This window comes from Bradyrhizobium sp. STM 3566 (assembly GCF_045571445.1).
In the GTDB taxonomy this organism is placed as follows: Bacteria; Pseudomonadota; Alphaproteobacteria; order Rhizobiales; family Xanthobacteraceae; genus Bradyrhizobium; species Bradyrhizobium vignae.
Window position 1 is genome coordinate 3,186,926 of record NZ_CP120692.1, and the last position, 20,439, is coordinate 3,207,364.

At 64.7% G+C, this 20,439-nt stretch carries 20 protein-coding genes; 14 read left to right on the top strand and 6 right to left on the bottom strand.

Features of this window, described 5'->3' with window-relative positions:
• Positions 1 to 79 precede the first annotated feature (79 nt).
• Positions 80 to 877: a polysaccharide deacetylase family protein gene (locus tag P6U27_RS15300; protein ID WP_122402831.1), complete on the bottom strand. Its 798-nt coding sequence runs from the start codon at positions 875 to 877 to the stop codon at positions 80 to 82.
• Between the two features lie 81 nt (positions 878 to 958).
• On the opposite strand from P6U27_RS15300, the gene mgtE reads away from it, so the two are divergent.
• From mgtE to P6U27_RS15320, 4 genes are all read left to right on the top strand, one after another.
• Positions 959 to 2,380 (top strand): magnesium transporter, encoded by a 1,422-nt coding sequence (gene mgtE / locus P6U27_RS15305; protein ID WP_122402832.1) that lies wholly within the window; start codon positions 959 to 961, stop codon positions 2,378 to 2,380.
• A 187-nt stretch (positions 2,381 to 2,567) separates the two neighbouring features.
• Entirely contained in the window at positions 2,568 to 2,885 is a 318-nt protein-coding gene (locus tag P6U27_RS15310) for a DNA-binding transcriptional regulator (RefSeq protein WP_122402833.1), read from the top strand.
• A 140-nt stretch (positions 2,886 to 3,025) separates the two neighbouring features.
• Positions 3,026 to 3,844 carry an aldo/keto reductase gene (locus P6U27_RS15315; protein WP_122402834.1) on the top strand — a complete coding sequence of 273 codons (819 nt, stop codon included), beginning with the start codon at positions 3,026 to 3,028 and terminating at the stop codon, positions 3,842 to 3,844.
• 49 nt (positions 3,845 to 3,893) lie between these two features.
• Positions 3,894 to 4,814 (top strand): hypothetical protein, encoded by a 921-nt coding sequence (locus tag P6U27_RS15320; RefSeq protein WP_122402835.1) that lies wholly within the window; start codon positions 3,894 to 3,896, stop codon positions 4,812 to 4,814.
• A gap of 529 nt (positions 4,815 to 5,343) precedes the next feature.
• Here the strand turns inward: P6U27_RS15320 and P6U27_RS15325 are convergent.
• Positions 5,344 to 6,510, bottom strand: a complete 1,167-nt coding sequence (locus P6U27_RS15325) for an IS110 family transposase (protein WP_122406819.1) — start codon at positions 6,508 to 6,510, stop codon at positions 5,344 to 5,346.
• A gap of 281 nt (positions 6,511 to 6,791) precedes the next feature.
• Positions 6,792 to 7,505, bottom strand: coding sequence for a DUF599 domain-containing protein (locus P6U27_RS15330; protein ID WP_122402836.1), 714 nt, complete (start codon positions 7,503 to 7,505; stop codon positions 6,792 to 6,794).
• A 124-nt stretch (positions 7,506 to 7,629) separates the two neighbouring features.
• On the opposite strand from P6U27_RS15330, the gene P6U27_RS15335 reads away from it, so the two are divergent.
• The 4 genes from P6U27_RS15335 (at position 7,630) to P6U27_RS15350 (ending at position 10,426) form a co-directional block, all read left to right on the top strand.
• Complete coding sequence (locus P6U27_RS15335; protein ID WP_122402837.1) at positions 7,630 to 8,292, top strand: glutathione S-transferase family protein; 663 nt, start codon at positions 7,630 to 7,632, stop codon at positions 8,290 to 8,292.
• 306 nt (positions 8,293 to 8,598) lie between these two features.
• On the top strand, positions 8,599 to 8,802 hold the full coding sequence (locus P6U27_RS15340) for a hypothetical protein (RefSeq protein ID WP_085969273.1): 204 nt from the start codon (positions 8,599 to 8,601) through the stop codon (positions 8,800 to 8,802).
• A gap of 157 nt (positions 8,803 to 8,959) precedes the next feature.
• The gene (locus tag P6U27_RS15345; RefSeq protein WP_122402838.1) at positions 8,960 to 9,943 is read left to right on the top strand and encodes a hypothetical protein; all 984 of its coding nucleotides are present in this window, start codon (positions 8,960 to 8,962) and stop codon (positions 9,941 to 9,943) included.
• 42 nt (positions 9,944 to 9,985) lie between these two features.
• A complete protein-coding gene (locus P6U27_RS15350) occupies positions 9,986 to 10,426 on the top strand; it encodes a DUF1489 family protein (protein WP_122402839.1) in 441 nt (146 codons plus the stop codon).
• Here P6U27_RS15350 and panC read toward each other — a convergent pair.
• Complete coding sequence (gene panC, locus P6U27_RS15355) at positions 10,423 to 11,274, bottom strand: pantoate--beta-alanine ligase (protein WP_122402840.1); 852 nt, start codon at positions 11,272 to 11,274, stop codon at positions 10,423 to 10,425. The two genes, P6U27_RS15350 and panC, sit on opposite strands and share 4 nt — an antisense overlap.
• A gap of 283 nt (positions 11,275 to 11,557) precedes the next feature.
• Here panC and P6U27_RS15360 point away from each other — a divergent pair, with 283 nt between their 5' ends.
• The 4 genes from P6U27_RS15360 to P6U27_RS15375 all read left to right on the top strand — a co-directional run bounded on the left by P6U27_RS15360 (position 11,558) and on the right by P6U27_RS15375 (position 15,357).
• On the top strand, positions 11,558 to 12,481 hold the full coding sequence (locus tag P6U27_RS15360; RefSeq protein WP_122406620.1) for a division plane positioning ATPase MipZ: 924 nt from the start codon (positions 11,558 to 11,560) through the stop codon (positions 12,479 to 12,481).
• A gap of 342 nt (positions 12,482 to 12,823) precedes the next feature.
• A complete protein-coding gene (locus P6U27_RS15365; protein WP_122402841.1) occupies positions 12,824 to 13,684 on the top strand; it encodes an alpha/beta fold hydrolase in 861 nt (286 codons plus the stop codon).
• Positions 13,685 to 13,820: 136 nt separating this feature from the next.
• Positions 13,821 to 14,570: a VWA domain-containing protein gene (locus P6U27_RS15370; RefSeq protein ID WP_122402842.1), complete on the top strand. Its 750-nt coding sequence runs from the start codon at positions 13,821 to 13,823 to the stop codon at positions 14,568 to 14,570.
• A 61-nt stretch (positions 14,571 to 14,631) separates the two neighbouring features.
• Complete coding sequence (locus P6U27_RS15375; protein ID WP_122402843.1) at positions 14,632 to 15,357, top strand: DnaJ domain-containing protein; 726 nt, start codon at positions 14,632 to 14,634, stop codon at positions 15,355 to 15,357.
• 233 nt (positions 15,358 to 15,590) lie between these two features.
• Here the strand turns inward: P6U27_RS15375 and P6U27_RS15380 are convergent, their stop codons facing one another.
• Positions 15,591 to 17,414: a D-alanyl-D-alanine carboxypeptidase gene (locus P6U27_RS15380; RefSeq protein WP_129143236.1), complete on the bottom strand. Its 1,824-nt coding sequence runs from the start codon at positions 17,412 to 17,414 to the stop codon at positions 15,591 to 15,593.
• A gap of 387 nt (positions 17,415 to 17,801) precedes the next feature.
• On the opposite strand from P6U27_RS15380, the gene P6U27_RS15385 reads away from it, so the two are divergent.
• Complete coding sequence (locus tag P6U27_RS15385) at positions 17,802 to 18,140, top strand: phasin family protein (RefSeq protein WP_122402845.1); 339 nt, start codon at positions 17,802 to 17,804, stop codon at positions 18,138 to 18,140.
• A gap of 77 nt (positions 18,141 to 18,217) precedes the next feature.
• Here the strand turns inward: P6U27_RS15385 and P6U27_RS15390 are convergent, their stop codons facing one another.
• Entirely contained in the window at positions 18,218 to 19,702 is a 1,485-nt protein-coding gene (locus tag P6U27_RS15390) for a pilus assembly protein TadG-related protein (protein WP_407194273.1), read from the bottom strand.
• Between the two features lie 380 nt (positions 19,703 to 20,082).
• On the opposite strand from P6U27_RS15390, the gene clpS reads away from it, so the two are divergent.
• Positions 20,083 to 20,415 carry an ATP-dependent Clp protease adapter ClpS gene (clpS, locus tag P6U27_RS15395; RefSeq protein ID WP_162500239.1) on the top strand — a complete coding sequence of 111 codons (333 nt, stop codon included), beginning with the start codon at positions 20,083 to 20,085 and terminating at the stop codon, positions 20,413 to 20,415.
• Positions 20,416 to 20,439 lie beyond the last annotated feature (24 nt).

Genomic DNA, 20,439 nt, shown 5'->3' on the forward strand with positions numbered 1-20,439 from the left:
ATGTTTGCACGGCGTAGCATGAACAGAGTGTTAATAGGGCCAAAATCACCCCATTTTGCGCCGGCGTGACATTCCGGGATCAGCGCGCATCGGCATTCTTCGGCGGCGCGCCGGCCGCCACGACATGAACCACGCGAAAGCCGTTCTCTCTCAGATACCGCAGAAAGGCCGGCATGATCGCCGCCGTGCGCGCCTTGGGGTCGTGGAAGAGGATGATACCCTTGCCGCTAGCCGCGAGGCGCTCCGTGACGAGCTTCAACTCCTGTTCCGGCGTCATCTCGTTCCAGTCGCTGGCCCAAAGATCGGCGCCGAACACGACGATGCCGCGCGACTGGAGCAGGTCGAGCTGCGCTTGCGTCCCCTCGAAATAGGGGAAGCGGAAGAACGGCGTCGATGGTGTCGTCGTCGACACCCCGTGCAGCGCCATCTCGTCGGCCGCGATGCCGCGGTCGATCTCGCTCCTGGCCTTGTCGAACGGGATCCGCGCCATGAACGGATGCGAGAAGGTGTGGTGGCCGATGGTGTGGCCTTCGCGCGCGATCCGCTTGACCATCTCGGGGTGTTCGGTGGCGTGCAGACCAATCAGGAAGAAGGTTGCGCGCACGCACTCCTGCGCCAGCGCCGCCAGCACCTTCGATGTCGTCGGCGGGTAGGGGCCGTCGTCGAAGGTCAGCACGACCTCGTGATCGGCCAGCGGCAGCGTCTGCGGAAAGCTCTTCAAGCCGACGCGCGGATAGGTCTTGGCGTCGACGCTGAGGATGCGCGAGGTACCGAGCGCGTCCTTGCGCGGGCACTCGGCGGCATCCGTCGAGACGATGCCGACGACGAGCGCACCCGCCATCATCGAGGTCCACCTCAGTTGGAGCATCTTTGTCATTGCGCTCGGAGTTGCCTTGTGGGTATTGCCTGATCGTCAGCCCAGATCACTCGTTCCACCTGTCAAACGGCGAGGCGCGCCATGGACGAACATATGGACGTTGCCCCTACCGCTTCGGATTCGGTACTCGACCACGTGCCGATGCGCAATGAAGACGGCGAAATTCGTCACGAATTCGTCGAGGAAATTGCCCATGCGATCGAGGCCGGCGACAGTGCGGCGCTGCGCGCCTGCGTCGCGGAGCTGCACGAGGCCGATCTCGGCGATTTGATCGGGGCATTGCAGCCCGACGCCCGCGTCCGCCTCGTCGAACTCACCGGCCGTGATTTCGACTTCTCCGCGCTGAACGAGGTCGACGAGACCGTGCGCGAGGAGATCCTCGAGGAGCTGCCGCCGGAGACGGTCGCCGAGGGTGTCCGCGAGCTCGAATCCGACGATGCGGTCGAACTCCTGGAAACCCTCGACGCCGCGGAGCAGGAGGAAATCCTCGAAAAGCTGCCGCTCAAGGAGCGCGTCGCGCTCGAGCGCAGCCTGCTGTATCCGGAGAACTCCGCCGGCCGCCGCATGCAGACCGAGTTCATCGCGGTGCCCCAGGATTTCACCGTGGGCCAGGCGATCGACTATATGCGCGAGACGCCGGATCTGCCCGACCGCTTTTACGAAATCTACGTCGTCGACAAGGACCAGCACTGGCAGGGCGCCGTGCCGCTCGATGTGCTCTTGCGCACGCGCCGGCCGGTGGCGTTGACCGAACTCACTGACGAGGACCGCCGCCGCGTTTCCGTCCTGGAGGACCAGGAAGAGGTGGCGCGCATGTTCGGCAAGTACAATCTCGTCGCCGCACCCGTGCTCGACACCCAGGACCGCCTCGTCGGCGTCATCACCGTCGACGACGTCGTCGACGTCATCGAGGAGGAGGCGGAAGAGGACCTCAAGGCGCTCGGCGGTGTCACCAGTGACGAAGAGCTGTCGGACACCGTCCTCACGATTGCGCGCGGCCGCTTCAACTGGCTGCTGGTGAACCTCGCCACCGCGTTCCTGGCGTCCTCCGTGCTCGGCCTGTTCGAGGGGCAGCTCGAGAAGATGGTGGCGCTCGCGGTGCTGGCGCCGATCGTGGCGAGCCAGGGCGGCAATGCGGCGACCCAGACCATGACGGTCGCGGTGCGGGCACTGGCGACGCGCGAGCTCGGCTCCTCCAATGCCTGGCGCGTGGTGCTGCGCGAGTCGCTGGTCGGCCTCGTCAACGGGCTCGCCTTCGCCGTGATCACGGGCATTGCCGCGGTGGCCTGGTTCAAGATCCCGGGCCTCGGCATCGTCATCGGGCTCGCCATCATCTGCAACCTCGTCGCCGGCGCGCTCGGCGGCATCCTGATCCCGATGGCGCTGGAGCGCGTGCGGGCGGACCCCGCGGTGGCGTCGGGCACGTTCGTGACCACCGTGACCGATGTGGTCGGCTTCTTCTCCTTCCTCGGCATCGCGACGCTCTGGTTCGGGTTGAAGTAGGGCCGGTTTGGGACCCCAGGCTCTCACCACGTCATTGCGAGCTTCGTCGCAAGGGCTCCTCGCAATGACGGAGGAGGCAGCGGGGGCATCCTCACTCTCGTGTCCTGGCTGCGCAGCGTTTGGGGGCACGAGACAATCTTTAATCCGAACTTAAGCGACCTGCCGCATCATCGCTGCGCTTGGGGGACTGGACATGCGGTTGCGGCTGAAGGCGGACGGACGGGTCGTTGAATTGCGGGACGGACAGGAGTTTCCGGTCCAGCCGTCGGCGGTCGAGCTTGCGGCCAATGCCGCGCCGGCCGACACCTCTTCGCTCGCGGTGCGCGATTTGCGCCGCCGCGCCTGCCTGACCCAGATGGAGTTCGCGGCCAAGCTCGGCGTTCCCGTCGAGACCATCCGCAACTGGGAGCAGGGCAAGCGTGCTCCTCGGGGGCCGGCCCGCGCGCTGCTCGCGGTGATCGCGCATGCGCCCGATACCGTGTTCCAGGCGCTCGCCAAGGCGTGACGTCAAGGCCTGAAGCCTCGCGCGAACCTCCGGTTAGCATTGCCCTGAACATCCGTCCCGATAGCACTGACGTCCGTTGGCAACCATCCCGGACGAGGTCCATAATGTCGACGGGGCTGCCGCAACAGAGGGGATTCCTCATGCTGTTCGTAGAGGCCAATGGTGCAAGGATTCCGGCGATCGGGCTCGGGACCTGGGAGCTTGAAGGGCGCACCTGCGCGCGCGTGGTCGAGCAGGCGCTGCGGCTCGGCTATCGCCACCTCGACACCGCGCAGGCCTACGACAATGAGCGCGAGGTCGGCGATGGCTTGCGCGCCTCCGGCGTGCGTCGCGATGAAGTGTTCCTCACGATGAAGGTCTGGACCAACCATTTCGCGCCCCACGATCTCGAACGCTCGGTCAAGGAGAGCCTCGCACGCCTGCGGCTTCCCTCCGTCGATCTGCTGCTGCTGCACTGGCCCAATCCCCACGTGCCGCTGGCGGAGACGCTTGGAGCGCTGTCGCATGCAAAGACGATGGGCCTGACGCGCCACATCGGTGTCTCCAATTTCACGGTGGCGCTGATCGAGCAGGCGGTGGCGGCCTCGCCGGAGCCGCTCGTCTGCAACCAGGTCGAGTATCATCCTTATCTCGACCAGGCGAAGGTGAGGGCGGCCTGCGACCAGCACGGCCTCGCGCTGGTCGCCTACAGCCCGATCGCCAAGGGCCGCATCAAGACCGACCAGAGGCTTGCCGAGATCGGGCGCATCCACCGCAAGACGCCGGCGCAGGTCTGCCTGCGCTGGCTGGTGCAACAGAATGTCGCTGCGATCCCGCGCACCTCGCGCGTCGAGCGCCTGTCGGAAAACATCGAGATCTTCGATTTCGAGCTGTCGGAGGAGGAGATGAGCCGGATCGCCGCGCTCGCCACCCCGAAGGGACGCCTGACCGACTTTGGCTTCGCGCCGAAATGGGATTGAGAGGGACCCGCGGTATGCTAGGACCGCGACGGCAACCCAAGATCGGTCGATGGAACTGCGGAAGATCATACGGACGGACATTGCGGCCTCGGCGATCGCGCATCTGACGCTGGTGGCGCTGATCGTTTTGATCAGCGAGGTCCATCCGTTTCACGCCGCGCCGTCCGAGACTGTCACGGTCGACATCGTCACGCCGGAGCAGGTGAAGCAGGAGGAAGCCAAGGCCGAGGAGAAGGAAGCGGCGAAGGAGAAGCCGCCCGAGCCGCTTCCCGACCTGAAGCTGCCCAAGCTCGATCTCAACGACAAGGCGGACACAGCGTTGAAGTCTGCGGCCGAGCAGCAGACTGCGGCACCATCTTCGTCACCGCACGCCTCGCCCGAGCCACAGCAGAAGCAGCCGCAACCCGCACAGGCGTCGAAGCAGCACGAGGCCAACGTGCAACCGCAGCCGCAGTCTCAGCCGCAGCAGCACTCTCAGCCGACGCCGCAAACGCCGCCTCAGGCGATGCCGCAGCAGCAGGCTGCGCCGCCGGCCTATCAGGCGCCCCAGCCCGACGTCACAGTCAAATACGGGGTCATGCTGGGCCTGCCGCCCGAGCTGCCGCCCGAGCCGAAGGATGCCCCCAAGGACGATGGCGGCGACGCCAAGGATTCGATCGCGGCCAGGTTGCCGGCCGAAGTCATCGCGGCACTCCGTCGTCATTTGCGAAGTTGCGCAAAGCTGCCCGCCGGGGTCGCGCCGAGCGACAACGTCCATGTCAAGCTGCGCGCGGTGTTCGCCACCGACGGCACGCTGGCGCGCGAGCCCATCCTGATCGAAGCGCCGCCGTCCGCGAAAGGCGTGGCCATCGTCAAGTCTGCAATGAGCGCGCTCCAGAACTGCCAGCCCTACAAGATGCTGCCGGCCAATTTGTATGGGGAATGGAAGGTGCTGGACCTGCCGTTCAGCCCGAAGGATTTTGGGTCGTAGCGCTCCCGCCATCGTGCCTGTGTCGCCCTCTGTCAATCCCATCACGCAAATTCCGCGGCGGGATTCTGGATTGCTCACATGGGGATTTGGTGTGTCAAGGCGGTTTGTTCAGCTCTTTGTTCGATTGCAGGCCAGCTCTTCGTCCCGACCGTGGAGCACGTGGGATGGCGCGCGCAGATCGAGTCAAGGTCGGCCCGGAGGGCCGTCGCGAAGCGACTTGGCCTTGACTCGAGCGAGCACGCCATCAGGCTTTGGCAGTCGGGGCAGCGGGCGGATAACTCCTTTTCGTCAGGCGATCCAAGGGTCGAGCCGGTTTTTGCAATCTGGTTTGCTTGCCAGATCAAACTCACATTCGGTCGCCGCGCGGCGGCGGCTGCACCAACATTCCGCTTGCGGCGGGCAGGCTCGAGAGGACGAGACCATTCTTCGTTACGGCGTTTGAAGCCATGCAATCCATCGGTTCGTCCACCCGGATCGGCCGAGGCTGATCAATCTCGGCGGATTGGCTTTGAGGCTGAGGAGCGTGGTGTCAGGCGGCGGCCTTTATCTCGGCTCCCTCGATCACCACGCCCGCGGTCACGTACTTCCAGAGGGCCACGAGCAGCTTGCGCGCGAGCGCCACGATCGCGCGCTTGCGGCCGCGTTGGCTGTGCACCTTGAACCACTGGGTCAAAGCCGATTGAGGCTGGTGGCGTACCCAGAGCCAGGCGAGCTGGATCATCGTGGTTCTCAGGCGCGGATTGCCAGCCTTCGACACGCCTTGCTCGCGCTCGATGCCGCCACTGCGCCATGGCGTGGCTGCAAGGCCGGCATAGGATGCAATCTGGCGGCGGTTGGCGAACTGCCGGTAAAAGGCCTCCGACCAGAGAACGGCCGTGAAGTTCGGGCCCAGGCTCTTCAGTTCGAGCAGCATTGCCACCGGGTTCGATACGGTCTTCTCCCCCGCCGCCTTGCTCGCGGCCAGCAACGCATCCTGCTCGCGCTCCACCGCCGTGATCTGGTCGAGCAGCAGTTCGAGCCGGTCGAGTTCGCGGCTGATCTGCGCCTTCAGATGCGCCAGCAAGGCGCGCCCGTCGCCCGTCCGCAAGGCCTCCAGCCGCTTCCGCCGGTCTCGCCGCAGCGGCGCGTAGTCGAAGATCCCTTGCGCGAACAGAAGACCCTTGATCCGGTTCACATGCTCGATCCGCTCCGCGATCAAGGTCTCTCGCTCGCGGCACAGCCTACGGCGGTCCTCCTCTGCCGGAGAGGGCGCAACGACCATGGCGCAGACCCGTACCTCGCCGCGCTTGTAGGCCAGCAGCGTCCGCAACAGCGTCTCGCCATCCAGCCGGTCCGTCTTGGCCCGCCGGCGCCGGCGCGGCGTCGCAATCGAGGCCGGATCGACTACGTGGCTCTCGATGCCTTCCTGCTGCAGGGCGCGGTGAAGCCAGAACCCGTCCAGCCCCGCCTCCTGGATCGTGATGATCGGATAGCTCTCACCCGTTCGCGCCTGCGCCTTGCGCTTCAGCTCCGCAAACAGCTTCAACAGTTCCGAAAGCTCGCCGGCCTTCATGCTGCGTTTGGACATCTTCTCGCCCTTGCAGGGCGACAGCGAAGTGACCAGCCATGTCGAACGGCTCAGTTCCAATGACACAAAAATTGCGCCAAACTGCGTGCGGATAGCGGCCAGTCCGTCGGAAGGATGATCGAGCAACATCGTCGTCTCCAGGTTGAATGGATTCAGCAACCCTCAGTCTGGCCTCAGACCTGGTCGCTATCCACTCCCCATGGAATCTTCGTCGCAAGGGCTCCTCGCAATGACGAGGAGGAGAGAGCGTGGACCACACGCCTCTCGCGTGCCCCGGACGCAGCGCAGCGCTCCTTCAGCGTGCGCTGCAGAGCCGGGGCCCATGTCGCCGCGCCCGTGCCGTGTTGCTCGGGGTCCCGGCTCTGCGCCGCAACGCTTCGCGCGTTGCAGCCTGTCCGGGACACGAGAGATCAATGACTGCGCTTCATCCCCTCATCAAGGTTGACCTCCGGCGCCATCGCGGCCCACGCGCTCGACGCGAACTGCCTGCGCCAGGTCACGACCACCACGGCTGCGGTGGTGACGAACAGCACCCATGGGCTGACGAACCAGCCGAGATAGCCGAGCGCGAAGAAGAAGGCGCGCTGGCCGCGATTGAAATGGCGGCCGGCGGATTCGAACAGGCGCGAGGTGCGGATGACGTGGGCTTCGGCCTCCGGCGTGTCGCGCCGGTTGGCCGGCGGCATGCCGCCGAACAGGATCGCGACATAGTTGAACAGGCGATAGGCCCAGGCGAATTTGAAGAAGGCGTAGACGCAGATCAGCACGAGGCCGACGCATTTGAGCTCCCACAGCGCGGGCGAGGTGCTGAGGTCGATCGGCAGCTTGCTCAGGATCGTGATCGCGTCGTTGGTGGCGTGCAGCAGCGCCAGCGCGCCGCCGAGCGCGAACAGGCTGGTGGAGGCGAAGAAGGCGGTGCCGTTCTGGAGCGAGGCCATGATCTGCATGTCGACCATGCGCGTGTCGCGGTCGAGCAGCCGGCGTACCCAGACCTCGCGATAGCCGTTCATGCGCGCCGACAGGCTGTCGCGGCCATAGGCCGAGTGCTCCAGCGTCAGGGCATAAATCAGCCATTCGATGATGAAGAAGCCGACGGCAGCGATGTCGACCCAATGCCTGCTCATGTCTTTCTCCTCGCAAGGACCGCAACGATTGCCACGCATGACGGGGCGCAGCAACGATTGATTGGCGGCAGGCGATGGCGTTAAAAGCAGCTCGCTCTAGGACGTCTCGGGAAGGACTGGTGACATGGCTGCGCTGAAACTCGCGATCGGCAACAAGAACTACTCGTCATGGTCGATGCGGCCCTGGCTCGCGCTCCGCGCCAACGACATCCCGTTCGTGGAGACGCTGATCCCGCTCTACACCGACAATCCCGCGGACAAGGAGCAGATCCTGTCCTTCAGCCGCGCCGGCAAGGTGCCGGTGCTGGTCGATGGCGACATCACGGTGTGGGATTCGCTTGCCATCATCGAATACATCGCCGAGCGCTACCCGGAAGTGAAGCTGTGGCCGGACGATGTCGCTGCGCGCGCGCATGCCCGTTCGGTGTGCGCCGAGATGCATTCCGGCTTCGCCGCTCTGCGCAACGAGTGCGGCATGAACCTGCATCGGCCGATCCGCCCCGTGACGCTGTCGGCGGACGCCAAGGCGAACATCGCTCGGATCGAGGAGATCTGGCGCGAATGCCGCGCCCGCTATGGCGCGAAGGGGCCGTTCCTGTTCGGCCGCTTCGGCGCGGCGGACGCCATGTATGCGCCGGTCGTGCACCGCTTCCGCACCTATGCGATCGAGGTGGCGCCGGACACCAGGGCCTACATGGAAACGATGATGGCGCTGCCGGCATTCCAGGAATGGACGCGCGACGGGCTGGCTGAGACGCTTGTCATCGCGAAATTCGAGGACGCCTGATCGCAGCTCTGGTGGGTGCGGCCGACCGCGTGTCGGCCGGCGGCTCTCATGATCCGGAAATCGACCAGAGCAACGCCTCACTCGGAGCTGCGACCGGCCTGCCACACGCCCCCTGAACCAGCGACCCCGGCGGTATCATCGGTCCGCTGGTTCCATCTCTATCATTCTGAAAAAACTGCAAAATTTGTGTGCTCGCCATGCTGGCATGGTGCTGGCCAAAACGACCGGCCGCGTGCTATATAGCGGCCCGGGTTTCCGGCCAGCCATCGCAGTGGGACACTGGGCGAGGCAGGCGCTGTTTGAGTAATGGAGAGGGTGTTGAAGCACAAATTCCCCGTGGGAACGCGCGTCCTGTTCACGGCTAGCAATGTTGCGCGTCCGGCCGCCAGCGGCGCCTATGAGGTCATCCGCCTGCTGCCGACCGAAGGCGACGATTGCCAGTACCGGATCAAGAGCTCGACCGAAGCTTTCGAGCGCGTTGCCAAGGAAAGCCAGCTCGCGCTCTCCTGAAGGCTGTGACGCCGTCAGCGCATTGGCGACCCCGGGGAATTGCATTCTGCCGCCGTCAAAAGGCCTGCTTCACCTTCACAAGGTGAGCGGGGGCAGTTGCCGACACGCGGTGCTCGCTTGACCATTCGCTCTTTGCTCGCGTGAGGGGACGTCGCGCATGAACTGGGCATGGGCCAGTTCGCTTGACCAAATCTGGCGTTCGCCGGCCCTCCCGATGTGGATGACGCTGGCGGCTGCCGGATTCTTCGGATTGATCCTCCTGATCACGCTGCTGCGCGCCGACAGATCGGTCGCCAATGGTGCGCTGACCGTCATCACGCTGTTATCGATCGCGATCGCGGGGGCCGCCACCGTGCGCGTCTATGGACCGGAAGCGCAGTCCGCTCCAGCCGAAGCGCGCGCGCAAGGTGCGGTGACCGCGAGCCTGCCGGCGCTGTCCTGTCTCGACGATCTCGCCGGCGATGTCGTCGCCGCTGGTTGCGAGAAGGCGCTGTTCGGTGCGCCTGACGCAGCGGCTGCGGCGGTCTCCTACACTGCCGCCAGGATCGACCGGCTGACCGCGCTCGGCGACGCCGCCGCGGCCGAGAAGAGTCTGACAATCGATATGAAGGTGCTGCGCAAGTCGCTGGAGCGTGATCGCTACGGCCTTGTCGCGCATGTGCTGATGATGCGCGACGGCTGCACGCAGGTCGATTGCGCCGCGTTCCGCTCGCTGGCCGACCAGCGGCAGGTCGCGGCCAACATGGACTCCCATCTCTATGACACGCTGGTCGCGCGCTATGCGCCGACCTGGAACACGCCTGCAGCAGCGACAGCGATGCCGGTCACCGCTGCACTCGCCGGGATGCCGCCATCGGTGCCGACGGGCAAGCCGACCAATGCAGAGTTCCCGAGCGCTTCGTCGACGCCACCGGTGAGCATCATGAATCCGGAACCGTCGCCCGCGGCGACCCGCCAGGCGACGCCGGCCGCAAACGCAGCGGCGGCACCGCGTGCGCCGGCCGCGACCTCGGCACAGGCCGCAGCGCCGGCCGCGAAGAAGCCGCCGGCGCCAAAAGCTGCGCGTGCGCCGGCAGCCGCACCGGTTCCGCTCGCACCGCCGCCGGCATCGGCCGCTGCTCCGGCTGCGGATAATGAATAGATCGGCATTCCCAATGCGTGGCTGCCCGGCTAATGCTTGGGCATGCCACTCCATCTGATCAAGCTCGCCGTCGGCTGCGACTCCGTCAAGGAATTGAAGGAGTGGGTGGCCGAACGGATGCGGACCGCCAAGAAGAAGGGTCTGCCGCAACGTCACATCCACATCACCCGCATGGTGCCGAAGCGCGACGCCGAAATCCTCGCCGGAGGTTCGCTCTATTGGGTGATCAAGGGCGAGATCGCCGCGCGCGAGAAGATCATCGGCATCGAGCCGTTCCGCGACAAGGACGGCATCGGGCGCTGCCGGATCGTGATGCAGCCGAAGGTGATCTCGGTCTCGCCGCGGCCGATGCGCCCGTTCCAGGGCTGGCGCTATCTGACCGATGATTCCGCGCCGGCCGATCTCGGCAAGTCTGCGGCCGGCTCGATTGCGGCGATGCCGGAGCCGATGCGGCGCCAGCTGCGTGACCTCGGGCTGCTCTAAACAGCGATATTGTCGATCAGCCGGGTGGTGCCGAGCCTGGCCGCGACCAGGATCCGCAGGGGGCCGTCCTTGCGCGAGGTGACCGGTGCCAGCGTCTCGGCATGGCGGACCTCGTAATAGTCGAGCGCCAAGCCTGCCGCCTTGATCATCTCGGCGCCGCCTCCCATCGCAGGCGCGATCGAATCGCCGGCACGGATGCGCGCGGCGCTCTCTTTCATGGCGCGGTAGAGGACGGTGGCGGTCTGGCGCTCCTCGGGCGAGAGGTAGACGTTGCGCGAGGACATCGCGAGCCCGTCGCGCTCGCGCACGGTGCGGGAGCCGATCACCTTGACGCCGAGGTCGAGGTCGCGCGCCATCTGCATCACCACCCGCAACTGCTGAAAGTCCTTTTCGCCGAAGATCGCCACATCAGGCCGGCACTGCGTGAACAGCTTGCCGACGACGGTGGCGACACCGCCGAAGAAGTGCGGTCGGAAGCGGTCCTCGAGCCCGGCCAGCGCCGGCCCTTCCGGCACGATGCGGGTGGCAAAGCCCTCCGGATACATGGCTGCGACGCCCGGGTGCCAGACGATATCGACCTCCTCGGCGACGAGCCTGGCGATATCGGCCTTCCAGGTTCGCGGGTAGGCACCAAAATCCTCGGTCGGGGCAAACTGAGTGGGGTTGACGAAGATCGACACCACGACGCGAGTGGCGCGCCGCTTGGCAAGACGAACCAGCGACACATGCCCGTCGTGAAGGGCCCCCATGGTCGGGACCAGCGCGATCGTGGCCTTTCGCTTGCGGAGATTGTCGATGGCGCGTCGCAGGGTGGGGACCGTGCGGGCGATCAATGGGCTTGCTGACATCAGGACTCGACGGATTGGGAAGCGACGAAAGGCGCGGGCGCAGCGCCAGCAGGCTAACCTTAACAAGCGGCGCTCGTGGACGCCATGCATCCGGATGCGGCACAGCATCCCGCGCACGGTGGCGCAGCACGTTTGCGACATTGTGGGCCGGATCGCAGATGAAAGATGGCGCGCGATTCATGATGAAGCAGGGCGCGCTGCGATTTGCATTACCTGTCACGCATTTCACTTGACCGCAGAGGCGACCAACTCGAAGATATTCGTCAGGGTGTTGAGGATCGCTATGCTTGTGCAGGCTAGCCAAGGCCAATCCGGCGCGGCGCATGTGGTCGTGCTCGGCAACGAGAAGGGCGGCTCCGGCAAATCGACCACCGCCTTGCACATTGCTGTTGCGCTCCTGAAGGCCGGCCAGCGGGTCGCCACCATCGACCTCGACTGCCGCCAGCGAAGCTTCACCCGCTATATCGACAACCGCGCCGCCTGGGCCCGTCGCACCAAGCTCGACCTCGAACTGCCGGTGCATCGCTGCATCAAGCTCGGCGAGACCATGCAGATTGCCGAGAACGAGACTTCCGAGTTCCAGCAGTTCATGGAGGCGGTCTCGGCAGTCGAGAGCAGCTTCGACTTCATCGTCATCGATACGCCCGGTACCGACAGCTATCTGATGCGGCTTGCCCATTCGATGGCCGACACCCTGGTGACGCCGATCAACGACAGCTTCCTCGATTTCGATGTGCTCGGCACCGTCGATCCCGCGAGCTACGCGGTGACGGGCGAGAGTCACTATGCCGAGATGGTACGCGACGTCAGGCGCAAGCGCCGCCAGGTCGATGGCGCGACCACCGACTGGATCGTCGTGCGCAACCGCCTCTCCATGCTCGGCTCCCGCAACAAGCAACTCGTCGCCGAGGGGTTGAAGGATTTGTCGCTGCGGCTCGGGTTCCGCTACGTCGATGGCTTCGCCGAGCGTGTCGTGTACCGCGAATTTTTTCCGCGCGGCCTGACCGCCCTCGATGAGATCGATGAGGCCACGCTCGGCATGCGGCCCAATCTCGGCCATCTCACCGCGCGGGAAGAGGTGACGAGCCTGCTCCGCCAGCTCAAGCTGCCGCTCGACGAGCGCGGCCGCCGCCGCGCCGCCAACCGGGCCGAGTGGTTCAGCCAGGTCGACAAGCCGCTTGAGGTCCACGACATCCTCGGCGCCTGACGCCTCGGTATCGCGCCAGTTCCAGCCGTTCCGGGTAATACCTGTCGCGGGAACCCGGCCCGCGTCCGGCGCGTTCTATCCTGCATCTACTGCGAAATCGAACCGAATCGAGACCGGTTGCGTCGAACGGTGACCTGCACCCTGACGTAGCGGTATGAGGATGGGGTGCTCACAAACCGTGTGCGACGCACAATGAAAGGGCTGCGGGCTCACAATATTTAGCCTTCCTGTCACGCTCCTGTGACATATATTAGGGAATAGGCGACCAGGGGCCGAAGAGCCCCGGAAGAACACGATTTTCAACAGGGATTCAGGCCGCAAAGCCTGAGGCTGAGGACGAAAATGAAGCGTGGAATTGCCGTTCTGGTTTCGGTCAGTGCCCTCTGCGGCATCGCCTATTTCACGGCGAGCAAGTGGGCGATCAAGCACGAGACCATCACCTTCTACGATGCCTCGCGCGACAACCGCCCGGTGCCCGTAGACATCGCGGTGCGCCGCGACAAGGAACTGCAGGCCAATGCCGGCATGATCACGCTGCCGGTCGCCGTGATCAACCACGGCAACACCGTCAAGAACACCGAGTACGGCTTCCTCGCCAACATCTTCGCCGCGCGCGGCTACATGGTCGTGAGCCCGCAGCATGATTTGCCGACCGATCCTCCGATGGTGACCAAGCCCGGCGAACTCTACGTCGGCCGGCTGCCGCAGATCCTGCGCGGCGTCGCCAACATCCATCTCGCCATGCAGGAGATGAAGAAGGTTCAGCCCAACGCCGACTATGACAAGGTGACCATGGTCGGCCACTCCATGGGCGGCGACATCACGATGTACTTCGCCAAGCAGTATCCGGACGAAGTCAAGAAGGTCGTCACGCTCGACAATCTGCGCGTGCCCTTCGTCACCGCCGGCAAGTTCAAGATCCTCTCGTTCCGCTCGCAGGATCCACAGTTCAAGACGGACGCAGGCGTGCTCCCGACCGACGAGGAATGCGAGAAGGCGGGCATCCAGGTCGTGAAGACCGAATTCCAGCACAACGACATGCGCGACACCGGTCCGGATGCGGCCAAGAGCTCGATCCAGAGCATGCTCGACAAGTTCCTGAACGCGACGGACAGCGAGGTGGCGCCGGTCGACACGCAATCGGCCCCGCCCAAGGTCCTCGAGCCTGGTCCGGTCGCCCTGATGGCGCCTGCCAAGAGCTGACGTACAAGGGCTGACGTACAAGAGCTGACATCGCCGCTCGACTGTAAGCCTCCGCCGGCGCCCGCCCGCGGAGGCTTTGCGCATTGACCGGGCCGCATGCGCTGACCACATTAGCCGTTCACGCAAGGTGCAAGCGATGTCGGGCGAACCCATCAAACCGCGCGGTCGCGATGCCGTCTCGGCGCAAGCAGACGGCGCGCTACCGCAAGCGGGGACCTCAACCGCGGAAGACATCGCCGCCTTCGTCGCCAAGGCGCGGGCCCTGTCACCGCATGCACCGGGCGCGAAGGGACGGCTGATCTTTGCGCTGGATGCGACGATGAGCCGGCAGCCGACCTGGGACATGGCCTGCGCGCTCCAGGCCGACATGTTTCGCGAGGCCGCGGCGCTCGGCAGTCTCGACATCCGGCTGGTCTATTATCGCGGCTTCAACGAGTGCCGGGCCACGGGTTGGATCTCCGACAGCGCCAAGCTGGCGGCGCTGATGAGCAAGATCGATTGCCGCGGCGGCGACACCCAGATTGGCAAGGTACTGAGCGAGGCCCGGCGCGAGGCGGTCGCATCCGGCGTGCGGGCCGTGGTCTTCGTCGGCGATGCCATGGAGGAAGAAATCGACCAGCTCTGCGCCAAAGCCGGCGAACTCGGCATGCTCAAGGTGCCGGTGTTCGTGTTTCAGGAAGGTCATGACGCCGTCGCCGAGCGGGCCTTCCGCGAGATCGCGCGCCTGACTGGCGGTGCCTGGTGCCGGTTCGATCCCGGTGCGGCGGCGCAGCTGCGCGAGCTGTTGCGGGCAGCTGCGGCCTATGCCGCCGGCGGACGTGAGGCGTTGCTGAAATTGGCTGGAAGCGTGAGCGGCGCGGCGAAGCTGATCAGCCAGCTGAAATAGCGGCCTGGCCGGCGGCAGTGAACGCCATGCTTTTTGACGAGAGGACGACTATATTCCGGCCATGACCCTGCTTGCCGGCGCTGTCGCTGTTATCACGCTTTACCTGCTGCTCCAGATGTTCCGCTCCGCCAATCCGGCGGTGCTGGCGCGCACCATCAAGTTCGGCGGCGGCGTGCTGGCGCTGGCGGTCGCAGCCTTCACGGGCTTGCGCGGCGAGCTGGCGGTTGCGATCCCCCTCGGAATATTTGGCGCCGGGTTGCTCGGCTGGACGCCGTTGGCGAATGCCGGCTTCGGCAATGTCGGAGGGCTGTTCGGCGGCGGCGCGACGCGCCCGTCCGGGCAGGCCTCGCGGGTGCGCTCGCCATTCCTGGACATGCGGCTCGACCACGACTCTGGCCAGCTTTCCGGCCAGATCGTCGCGGGGCCTCACGCCGGGCGCAGTCTCGATGAGTTCGATCTCGCCGGCCTGCTGGCGATGGTCCCGACCTTCGACGCCGAGAGCGTGGCCTTACTTGAAAGCTATCTGGACCGCCGGTTTCCCGCTTGGCGTCAGAACGCGCAGGGCGATGCGGCAGGGCGGCAGCGCCGCACGGCGGCGAGCAGCAAAATGACGGCGGAGGAAGCCTATCAGATCCTTGGCCTGCAGCCGGGCGCGGGGCGCGACGACATCAGCCGGGCCCACAAGGCCCTGATGAAGAAACTCCATCCCGACCAAGGGGGCTCGACGTATCTCGCTGCCCGGGTAAACGAGGCCAAGGATACTCTGCTTCGCACGCATAACGGCTAACTCCGGCACCACGCCACAAACGCCCGTACCGCGTGAGCTCCGTTTGCTCTGTGTCGCCGTCGCCCGCCTGTGTCGGCGTGGTCGATCCCCTCAAGCAAAGTTTTAACCGTAAATCCTTGACGAGAGGTTGTCGTGGAACAGCCTTGTCGTGAAACCGCTTCGGCATCACCGCAGCCCAAAATGAAAATGCCCGCGCAAGGCGCGGGCATTTGGTCTGCAACGGAGGAAGGAGATCAGTTGCGAACGGTGATGCAGGAGATCTCGGCACGCTTCAAGGTGCGGCAGACTGCTTCGGCCTGGTCGCGCTCGAGCCCGGCGAAGCGGGCGCGGTAGAGCTTGCGATTGTCCTTGGCGACAACGGGCTCGGTGAACGGGTCGGCCTTGCTGAGCAAGCCGCGCGCCGAGTTGCGGGCGGCATCGATGCGCTGCTGAGCTTCGTTCTCGCTATCGAGCGCGCCGACCTGGACGATCCAGCCGCTGTGGGTGACGGCTGGCCTGGTGGTGGCGCTCATCTGGATCGGCTGCGACGGCGGCTCGGCGGACGCGAGCTTCGGAGCGGCGGGAGCGGGCGCCGCGGCCGGCAGCACCCCGAGAATGCCGTTGCCGGTGCCGAAGCCGGCCGGCTGCCGAGGCAGTTCGGTGCGGGCAATCTCGGCCTTCGGCGCTTCCGGCTGGCTCACCGCCTCCGGCTTGTTGATGAGGTCTGCCCTGGCGACGATGGCGCCGGAGGTTTCCGCGACGTCCGAACGCGGCGGGATGGTGCTGGTGACCGGCGGCGCGACCTGAGCCGGGGCCGCAGAGGCGACCTTCACGGCGCCGGCCTTGACCTGAACCGTCTTGACCCGAACCGGCTTCATCGGCTCGGACGAGCCGGGGATGATGGAGAGCGGCTGGCTCGAGATCACACCATTGGTGAGCGGCGCAGGTTCGACCTTGGACTCCGTCGGCCGAACTTCGGGTTTGGGCTGAGCGGGCGGCATGGCGGCAGTCGCGGCGGCCAGCGTCGACAGACGCGCGGCAAGGCGTGACGGGGCAGCCTCGGGAGCAGGCGCTACAGCGGCCTGGACCTGCGGCGCGGAGCGGGGAGCATCCGATGCATCGGCGACGTCGGTATTGGCCTCGGCGCCGTTGCGCTCCGTGACTGCGGCGACGGTGTGGACGGTTGCACCCTTCTCGAGATTCTCGGCGAGCAGGTTGCGCATGATGGCGTCGCGCGAACCGCCGCTACGGCCGCCGAGCACAACGCCGATCAGGTGGCGGTTGCCCCGGCGCATCGAGGTAACGAGGTTGAAGCCTGAGGCGCGGGTGTAGCCGGTCTTGATGCCGTCCACGCCCTCGACGCTGCCGAGCAGGTGGTTGTGGTTGCGGATCGACTGTCCCCGCCAATTGAAGGTCGAGGTCGCGAAATAGCGATAGTAGCGCGGGAAGCGCTCCTGGATGGCGCGACCCAGCGTAGCCTGGTCGCGTGCGGTCGTGACCTGCTCGTCGTTGGGAAGGCCATTGGCGTTGCGGTAGACCGTCCGCGACATGCCGAGCGAGCGCGCCTTGCGCGTCATCATCTGGGCGAAGTCGTCCTCGTTACCGGCGATCGCTTCTGCGATCACCACGGCTGCATCGTTGGCTGAACGGGTGACGAGGCCCTTGATCGCGTCCTCAACGCGAATGGTCTGGCCGGCACGCAGATTCAGCTTGGTCGGATCCTGGTCGGCAGCGTGCTGGGACACCGGCATCTCAGTGTCGAGTTTCATCTTGCCGGATTCCAGGCGCTCGAACAGCAGATAGAGCGTCATGATCTTGGTCAGCGAGGCCGGATGGCGAATCCCGTCAGGACTTGTCGCCTGCAGCACCGCGCCGGAATTGCCGTCGATGATGATGGACGCGAATTTCGGGCTGGAGCTCTCGGACACATCGCGCTGGACCCGGTGGTGCGCGTAGTGTCGGCGATGGCGCCGCGCTTCGGCAGCATCGGTGGTGAAGATGACTGCGGTGGTGACCGTAAGAAGCCCGAAAACGCCAACCCGCGCCAAGCGCGAGGAAGACAAGTTTTTACGAAGCATGGAACCCCGTCCCCGTTTCTGACTTGATCACCGGCCCGTGAGGCGAAATTGTGCCCAATAAACCCGGGATCATTACCTGCTCAGGCTGTCCCTCCGCTGGTGTTCGCCGCGGGGGACGTTGGACCCGAGCCGCTGTTCTGGCCAAGGTGATGTTCTCAAACGGCTTTTGGCCGCTTGCGGAAGTGAACACGTCCAGGGAATCAGGGTAGGGGGCCGCGGTTTCCAAAAGCTTAAGGAACCCTTGCGGGAAACCCCGGGAATTTCTGCGATTTGCATCGAATTTTGTGCGATGCACAAGATTGTTGACTTTTTTGTGCGTTGCACTAATTTTGGGCGAAGTCAGGGAGCCGGGGCTTCCCGACGTGAGCCAGGGAAAAGGATTCCGAGATGTTCAAGGTTGAAGACTTTCAGAACTACGGGAAAGAGCAGTTCGAGCAGTGCGTTGCCTCCGCGACCTCGGTGCAGCACGGCCTCCAGGCGATCGCGAGCGCCTATGGCGACTATACGAAGAAGTCGTTCGAAGACACCAAGTCCTTTGTCGAGAAGCTTTCCGGCGTGAAGTCGCTGGACAAGGCCATGGAAGCACAGACCGATTTTGCCCGTTCCGCCTACGAGACCTTCGTTGCGGAATCGCAGAAGATCGCCGGCCTCTACAACGACCTCGCCAAGCAGGCGTTCAAGCCGGTCGAGACGATTGTGTCGAAGTTCACCCCGGCCGCTCACTAAACTCTCCGGGAAATCCTGGAAGCGAAAAGCCCGGCTGAAACAGCCGGGCTTTTTTTGTGAGTGGCTCCACTTCCGCGTCAGCGCGAGACGTGGAGCTTGGAGATGGAGGTTCCGATCTGACTGAAAGCGGATGCGATCTGGCTGGAGCTCGTCAGCATGAAAAACTTGCTTGAGTCGCTCGCGCAGGCCGGCAGGACCGCCGATTGGCCAGCGCCATCCGTATCGATCTGCACGGTGTAGATGGTGACGCCTGAATTCTTGATGTTCGTGCACAAGGTGCTCATGCGGGCATCGACCTGTGTGCTCGTACTAGAGAAGTCACCGTACCAGCGGTTGCCGGTGTTCAGGCCGTCAGTGAACAGCACAATGATGTGCTGGTAGGTGTTGCCGGTGATCGATTCCGCCGGTGCATTGAGGGGAGACTGCTGGAGCAGCGAGAACCAGCCCCACTGCAGGCCGATGGTTTGGTTGGTTGCACCGCGCGCGGTCATCGAGTTGATCGTGTTGTTGACCGCAGTCCAGTTGTAGGTCAGGGGGAGGATCTGGGCTGTCGGGCACGATTGATCCTGATCCGCGTAGAAGGAGGTGGCGAGAGAGGAGGGCGCGGTCGAGGTGACATCGTAGTTGGAGCTCTTGTCGCGGTCGGTCACGCATCCGTTCCACAGTGTCTTGTCGATCGTAGGCGTGTGATTCCAAGTGTAGCCGTGCCCCACGCATTGGGCATAAGTCATCCAGTAGCCGCCGCTGCAATAGGTCTGCCAGGGATACGACGAGTTCGGATAATTCGTGGGGTCCCACTGGTCCCAGCGCAGCCAGCTCGCATTGACGTTGGACGTGCCGACATTGACATCGATCTCGAACGGAATGACGGAAATGTAGACGTCGCCGGGGTTGACGGCGAGATTAGACAATTGGGTCACGAGGCTCTTGGCGGCGTTCTGCAACGAGGCGAGCTTGTTGTAGTTGGCCATCGATCCGGTGTTGTCGAGCACCAGTGCGACGCGGAGCAGGTTGGCTCCCCAAGTGCTGGTCGCGGTCGCGCCGAAACCGAGGTTCGGAAATCCGGCGATCTTCATGAATTCGGTCGGGATGGATCCGGATCCGGTGACCTGGACCGTCGCATTGCTACTGCTGCTGGCGGCGGTGTAGGTCGCGGAGATCGAGAGGGATTGAGCGCTTGTATTGGTGTACAGGCCGGTGAAGTAGCTCTGTGCCTTTGAGCTGATTTGGGATGTCGTGATTGTGCCCGCCGACAGGTCCTTGGAGAGCATCAGAGCAGTGGAGTCCAGCGCCGCCTGCATCGCGGTACGGGCGTTGGCGGCCCGGCTGTAATCGATGGCGGCGCCTATGAAGGTCAACACCGGGACGAGCGCGATGGCGAAGATCACGGCGATATTGCCTTGCTCGGCTCCGGCAAAACGGGCGAGCTGTCGACCAATGCGGATGACGACGGACGAGCGACACATGGCGACCCCGAAATCTGTGACTTTGCCGGATTTTGCGCCACATCGTTGAATCGCCGGTAAATTGCACGCTGCAAAGCCGGAGGGACCACGGACCAAAAGGTCGCGCCCTGCACCGCGGCTGGGTTCCTGGTCAACGCGTTCTAAACAGGCCGGCCGGAAATTTTTGTCAAATCGGTCCGGATTGATTAACCTTGGTGGGGATCGCCCGGACCGGGAATCGGGACCGCCGCGAGCCGCATCGACCAGGTGGCACGCTTGCGGCGAGGCGGGAGGGGGCCCATATTGCTTGCGAGCGATCCGGCTTCGACCGGACCGGTTGGAAGCGGCGATCCAATAGGGCGGCGCGCCTGTGCGAGGCTCCGGGTGCGGAGCGGTGCGGCGGACCGTCTTTCGCTTCCGTGGGGAATTTGAACGCCTGTGCCATGCCGCAACTGACTTCCAGACTCGACCTGTCCGCCGCCGCCCACGCTCTCCGGATGAGCAATGATGACAACCGTGCGGGCGGCCCGTCCGGGCCGAACACGTCGGTCATCACCAAGGTCAAGCCCAAGACCAAGCGGCCGAATCTGTACCGCGTGCTGATCCTGAACGACGACTACACGCCAATGGAATTCGTCGTCCACGTGCTGGAGAAGTTCTTCAACAAGGACGTCGAGGCTGCGACCAAGATCATGCTGCACGTCCACCATCATGGGATCGGGGAGTGCGGCGTGTTCACCTACGAGATTGCCGAGACCAAGGTGACGCAGGTGATGGACTTCGCCCGCAAGCACCAGCATCCGCTGCAATGCGTGATGGAGAAGAAATAGGTCACGGCGCGTTCGAAGTGTAAG